Genomic DNA, 6,117 nt, shown 5'->3' with positions numbered 1-6,117 from the left:
GAGGTGGATATAGCGAACGAGTTCCAAAAGGTAGGCATCTTCATCGCAGACGATTGATTTGTAACGGTTCTGGAAAAGATGGCCGCTGCGGTGATGGCGAAGGTTGAAAGAGACGGCGTAGCCAGTCAGCAGGCGCCGCATCAACTCAGACAGCTTTCCTTGAGTGGGGCGAAGCAGGATGTGGAAATGGTTTGACATGAGTGACCAGGCGAGGCATTGGGTCTTTGTCTTGAGCAGCATCGGAGAGAGTCGGTCGAGGAAGGCTCTCCTGTCCTTGTCATCGTAGAAGATGTCTCTTTTCTCGATGCCGCGGGCGATTACATGCTGAAGCAGACCTTCGATGTCTATACGGGCGGCTCTTGGCATGTCTTAAGCTTAATCTATTAAGTCAGGAACTCAATCAACTCAACAACGTCCCCCTCGGGCCACATCATGTTCGACGGGGTCGATGTGATCAGGGTCATGAAGTAGAAGATATAAGGAGGGGAGGGGGCGACATCTTATACGACTTCAGGTCGTTGATGCGTCCCCTCCCTCCGCCCCCCTTCTGAAGAGCGTTTTGCGGGAGCTCGCGGAAAGTATCAACACGGAATCTTATGTCACAGCGATTACACCTCTCTATTAACTCCTTCCCCTTTTCGGCTGCGTTTGCATCCTCGATTTCCTTCTTGTTGGCGTACATCCCCCTCTGCCACTCTTCTCTCCTTTTTCTGCCGTTTCCACTTCTGCCGGTGAAAATCCTTTTGTATCGAACCTCGGGTCGTGTTAGTGTACGAAAATAAGTGGATGCTGTTAAATCAACGCTGATAGTGTGTGGGCGATATGACAGCTTGTTTTCAGGGAAAACATCCGGAAGAGATCGAACTCGAGCAAAAACGCTCCGAGCTGGCGTCGCTGCGCGCCCGGCACGCTGCGCTCACTGCGGAACTGCAGCAACTGCGCGAGGAGATCGCCGGTTTCGAGAAGAACTACCAGGCGACTCTTGGGCTGCGCATGGCGGAACTGGAACGACTGGAAGCGGAGATAGCGCGCCTGAACGGCGGCGGCGCTTTGGACAATGCAGAAATCCAGGAGGAGTACCTGGACCGCGAAACCTACAGCCGCGGCAAATCCTTCAAATCGGATGCCGGCACCGGATCGCGCGGCAGGGTCTGGAAGGCTGAAGAAGAGGACATCAAGGCGCTCTACCGGGAGGTCGCCAAGGCGATCCACCCGGACCTGGCGGGGGAGGGGACCCGCAGCCTGAGGCACGAACTGATGTTGAAGGCGAACCAGGCGTACGCGGACGAGGATTCGCGCGCCTTGCGGGAGATACTGCGCAGTTGGAGACGACATCACCCCGAACGACAACCTGAGGCGACCGACACGAAGGCGGAACTGGCGCGGGTGAAACGGGAGATAGCGGTGGAGGCGCAGGCGGTGCACGATCTGAGCGCCCAGGTGGAACAGCTTAGGACGAGTTACGTCTGCCGCTTTAAACTGCGGGTCGACAAGAGCCTGGCGGAGGGGAGCGATCTTTTCGCCGAGATGATCGCGGCCGCGGATATGAATGTCGTCAGGGCGCAGCGCAGGCTTGCCGCCTTGAGAAGCGAGAAGGCACGTGAGGCGGCGGGACGCACCAGGGTGAGAAGAAGCATCCAGTTTCCCGAAGGTCTTTCTTGCGGAACCTTATACATCCGGGATCTTGCCTCGGCGGACTTCAGCCAGTGGAAGAAGGCTGGGCCTGCGGTGGGAAGGGTGGAGGTGTACATCGACCAGGCGGTGCGCCTGGACGTGAAAGAGCAGGCAGAGCCGAGCCTCAAGCTTTTGCAGCAGTTGGGAGCCGACGATCTGCAGGCGCTCTTCCTGTACGAGGTGACCGACGCGGACCTCGACAACATCGTGCACCTGAGCGGCCTGGAGGAGCTTTACCTCTGCGGGCAGGGGTTGACCGACGCGGCGCTTCTTTGCATCTCATCGCTCACCAACCTGAAAAGGATCTACCTGTACCAGACCGCGATCTCAGACCGCGGGCTCGTGTATCTCCAGGGGCTGCAGGGGCTGAAGGGGCTCACCAGCAGCGGCAACAGCATCACGGAAGAAGGGCTCGCCATATTCCAGAAAGCCATCCCCGGCGTCAAGACGGTGAGCTTCAAGTGGAGACGGTGAGGCGGTAAGTACAACATAATGAATCAAAAGCAAAAGCCCGGTCATCCCGGGCTTTTTTTTATGCTAAAAGCACTCACCACAGAGGATCACAGAGGTACACAGAGGAAAAACATACACCTAACGTCAAAGGCCTTTAACAGGGATAAAGGCGGATGAAAGGGATAAAAACGAACGGCTTGTAGCTTTTTCTGGTTCCCAAGCTCCAGCTTGGGAACCCAATGCGGAGAAAAGCTCCAGCTTTGATCTATGTGAAGCTGGAGCTTCAGGCAGGCCTTGCGTTCCCAAGGTGGACCTTGGGAACGAGATAAAGAGGTTTTGGGTTTACCACAAAAACCTCGGTGACCTCCGTGGACCTCCGGGACCTCTGTGTTCCGCCTTTCGGTTTTCACTCTGCAGCTTATCTAAGGGAACTCTCCATGTCGGCGATCAGGTCCTGGGGATCCTCCAAACCTACCGACAGACGCACCAGCGTGTCCTTGATCCCCCTGGCCTCGCGCTCGGCGGGGGGCATGGCGGCGTGCGACATCTTGGCGGGGTAGGAGAGGATGCTTTCCACTCCTCCGAGACTTACGGCAAATGCTGAGAGTTTCACCCCTTCCAGGAGCTTCCTGGTCACTTCGTAGCTGGACAGCTCGAAGGAGAGTACGGCACCCGGGCCGGCGGATTGCGCGTTGTGGATCTCGTAGCCGGGATGCTCGGGAAGCCCGGGGTAGTAGATCTTCGCCACTTCCTTTTGCTCTTTGAGCCAGGAGACGATTACCTTGGCGCTTGCCTGGTGCTCTTCCATGCGCACTTTCAAGGTCTTCAGACCGCGCAAAACAAGCCAGCAATCCTGCGGCCCGAGGACGGCGCCGAACGCGTTCTGGATGAAGCGGATCCTTTGGCCTACGGCCGGGTCCTTGGCGACGGCAAAGCCGCAGAGGACGTCGGAGTGGCCGTTCAGGAACTTGGTGCCGCTGTGGAGCACGATGTCGCACCCAAGATCCAGCGGGCGCTGCAGGTACGGCGTCATGAAGGTGTTGTCGACGATGGTGAGGATCCCCTTTTCCTTGGCGAGCACCGCCGCTTTCTTCAGATCGGTGATCTTGATGAGCGGGTTGGAGGGGGTCTCCAGGTAGAGCGCCTTGGTCTCGGGCCTGATGGCGGCGGCGATAGCTGCGGTATCGGTCGCGTCGACGAAGGTCGCGTTCAACCCCCAACCTTTCAACACGGTGGTGAGGGCGCGGAAGGTCCCGCCGTAGACGTCTTCGCAGACAACCAGATGGTCGCCTGGCGCGAAGATGAGCAAGGTGGAGGAGATGGCTGCCATGCCGGAGGCGAAGGCAAGGCCGACGGCGCCTTTCTCAAGCCCGGCTACCGCCTCTTCGAGCGCCTCGCGGGTGGGGTTCCCCGAGCGGGAGTAGTCGTACTTGCCGAAGTGCTCCATGGAGCGCTGTGCGAAGGTGGAGCTCAGGTAAATGGGGTGGCTCAGGGAGCCGTGCTCCGGGTCTATCGGGGCTCCGCCGTGTATCAGTTCGGTCGCGAATTTCATTCCGGTTCTCCTCCTGCGAACGCCTGCGCCAGGTCGGCGATCAGGTCGTCCTTGTCTTCGATCCCCACCGAAAGGCGGAGCAGTAAATGGTTGATGCCGAGCCGCTTCAGCGTCTCAGGCTCGATGTCCGCGTGGGTTTGCACCGCGGGGAAGGTGATCAGGCTCTCGACGCCCCCCAGGCTCTCGGCGAAGGAGATCAATCGGGTCTTCATCAAAAGCGTGTTGACCAGATGCGGCTCGGTCACTTCGAAGGCGATCATGGCGCCGAAGCCCTTGCCGCGCTCTTTCATCAGTTCGTGCCCTGGGTGATCGGGAAGGCCGGGGTAATGCACCTTGGCGACTTGCGGGTGGAGGGTCAGCCACTTAGCTATGGCAAGGGCGTTTTCCTGCTGCCGGTCCATGCGGATGGTGAGGGTCTTGATCCCTCTGACGGTGAGCCAGGAATCCTGCGGGCCTAAGACGGCGCCGGCGCCGTTTTGGTGGAAGTAGACCAGCTCGGCAAGCGCCGGGTCCTTCACCGCCACCAGGCCGCATACGGTGTCGTTGTGGCCGGCCAGGTACTTGCTCCCGGAATAGACGGTGATGTCGGCGCCAAGGTCCAGACAGCGCAAGAGATACGGAGTCAGGAAGGTGTTGTCCACGATGCAGAGCATGTCGCGCTCTTTGCAAAGGGCCGCCAGTTTCTCCACGTCTGCCACCTTCAAAAGCGGGTTGGTGAGCGACTCTACGAAGAGTGCGCGGGTGTTGGGCCGGATGGCCTGGCGCACCAGCTCGATGTCGCTCGTGTCGACGTAGCTGAAGCTGAGCCCGAACTGCTGGAACAGCTTTTCGAAAAGCCGGTAGCTCCCGCCGTAGAGGTCCTCGGTTACTATCAGGTGGTCCCCCTGCTTGAAGAGGAACATGAGGCTCGTGATGGCGGCCATCCCCGAGGCGTAGGCGAAGCCGCGGCACCCTCCCTCCAGGACGGCGAGCCCTTCTTCCAGCGCCTGGCGCGTCGGGTTGCCGGACCTGCTGTAGTCGTAACCGGTGCTCTGACCAAGGCCGGGATGGCGGAAGGTGGCGGTCTGGTAGATGGGGACGGTCACCGCTCCGGTGCGGGTGTCGCGCTGCAGGCCTATCTGTGCTGCTTCGGTTGCGATCTTCATTTTTTTTTGCCTCCAATAGGAAAAAGTCCCCTTCCGGGGTCGGAAGGGGACTTTTCTATAGTAGGTCCGCGCTTCCTTATCTTCCGAAGCGTCGCCGCTTCGCTGGATTTGGCACCTTCCCTTACGGGAGGTTGCCGCGACGTCATGGGGCCAGTCCCTCGGTCGCTCGTGATAAGTTAGTGCTATTAAGTTGTTTGTCCAGGAGCGTTCGCTCCTTTTCGATGTCCATATAAATACTGAATCGCTCCACTTCTGTCAACGATAAACTTGACGCGCTTGATAGGTTTTTTCGCCCTTGCCGTTGGCGGCGCAATCGCTGCGAACGGGGGAATGGGAGGATAGCAGCGTCATGAAATCTTTCGGTCACCAAGAGGATAACTTTAGGCAGCGGTTCACGCAGTCGTCGTGACTGTACCTCGTTATTTGCAGTAAGTCGCAAGGTCGCTTTGGTAACTTAAGCTAGGCGATCATTGGCATCAAAAACAGTCCAACTTAAAGAAGATGATACTTTTAGCAAATACCCTCATTGACAAAGCGGAATTACCTGCCAATACTATGTCAAGGCAGATAATGATCTATGGAGGGACAGTCAATGGCAACCTTGGTAGAGATCGCGGCTCAGATTGTAGCGTCACATGCGTCAAGCACTCCGATGACCTCAGATCAGCTGATATTCGAGATCGGTAAAGTTCACACCGCTCTCAAAAACCTTGAAGCAGGCGAGCCTGTAGAGGGATCAGAGGAAACGAAAACTTCTCTTACGGTAAAAGAGGCATTCAGAAAAGGCGAGGTAGTTTGCATGATCTGCGGCAAGGGCGGTTTCAAGACCCTGGCTAGGCACTTGAACACCGCGCACGGCATGAAACCGGGCGAGTACAAGAAACAGTTCTCAATTCCCGGGAAACAGCCGCTCGCCGCAAAGAATTATTCCGACGCCAGGCGTAAGATGGCGCTGGACCGCGGGCTCGCTGACAACCTCGCCAAGGCGCGCGGGGTGCGTATGGCCAACATCGAAGCGAAAAAGGTCGCTCCCGCAAAGCCTGCCAAGCCGGCCAAGCCTGCAAAACCGGCGAAGGCCGCTAAGGCTCCCAGGGAAGCCGGCGCCAGGGCAGCCAAAGCCAAGACAGCCTGATTCATACAGATTCAGACTGAAAGAAAAGCCGTCCTCAAAAGGGGGCGGCTTTTTTATTTTCAGCATCCACAGCCAACCGGTTGCCAAAGCCGCCCGATCATGTGACAATGCTCAGTCGTGAAGAAGCAGCAGTTGAGAGCATTACGCCGTGTTATACCTGC

Annotated in this window: 6 protein-coding genes and 1 riboswitch; of the genes, 2 read left to right on the top strand and 4 right to left on the bottom strand. The window is 57.9% G+C overall.

The window, feature by feature from the left end; all coding sequences use genetic code 11:
* Window positions 1-366: transposase (locus K419_RS0112705; protein WP_026841930.1), on the bottom strand; the 366-nt coding region annotated here is incomplete at its 3' end.
* Between the two features lie 94 nt (window positions 367-460).
* Window positions 461-682, bottom strand: a complete 222-nt coding sequence (locus tag K419_RS0112700; protein ID WP_026841929.1) for a hypothetical protein — start codon at window positions 680-682, stop codon at window positions 461-463.
* 140 nt (window positions 683-822) lie between these two features.
* Between K419_RS0112700 and K419_RS0112695 the strand changes: the two genes are divergently transcribed.
* Window positions 823-2,148: a molecular chaperone DnaJ gene (locus tag K419_RS0112695; protein ID WP_026841928.1), complete on the top strand. Its 1,326-nt coding sequence runs from the start codon at window positions 823-825 to the stop codon at window positions 2,146-2,148.
* 397 nt (window positions 2,149-2,545) lie between these two features.
* Here the strand turns inward: K419_RS0112695 and K419_RS0112690 are convergent, their stop codons facing one another.
* Both K419_RS0112690 and K419_RS0112685 read right to left on the bottom strand, forming a co-directional pair.
* Complete coding sequence (locus tag K419_RS0112690) at window positions 2,546-3,679, bottom strand: trans-sulfuration enzyme family protein (RefSeq protein WP_026841927.1); 1,134 nt, start codon at window positions 3,677-3,679, stop codon at window positions 2,546-2,548.
* Entirely contained in the window at window positions 3,676-4,824 is a 1,149-nt protein-coding gene (locus tag K419_RS0112685) for a trans-sulfuration enzyme family protein (protein WP_026841926.1), read from the bottom strand. Before K419_RS0112685 ends, K419_RS0112690 begins: the two co-directional genes overlap by 4 nt.
* Window positions 4,825-4,897: 73 nt before the next feature.
* Window positions 4,898-5,002: riboswitch (SAM riboswitch) on the bottom strand.
* Window positions 5,003-5,416: 414 nt separating this feature from the next.
* Here K419_RS0112685 and K419_RS0112680 point away from each other — a divergent pair.
* The gene (locus K419_RS0112680; protein WP_026841925.1) at window positions 5,417-5,956 is read left to right on the top strand and encodes a MucR family transcriptional regulator; all 540 of its coding nucleotides are present in this window, start codon (window positions 5,417-5,419) and stop codon (window positions 5,954-5,956) included.
* Window positions 5,957-6,117 lie beyond the last annotated feature (161 nt).

It is taken from the genome of Citrifermentans bremense R1 (genome assembly GCF_000426865.1).
GTDB lineage: Bacteria > Desulfobacterota > Desulfuromonadia > Geobacterales > Geobacteraceae > Geomonas > Geomonas bremensis.
The sequence above is the reverse complement of the archived record's forward strand: the minus strand, read 5'-3'. Positions and strand labels throughout refer to the sequence as shown.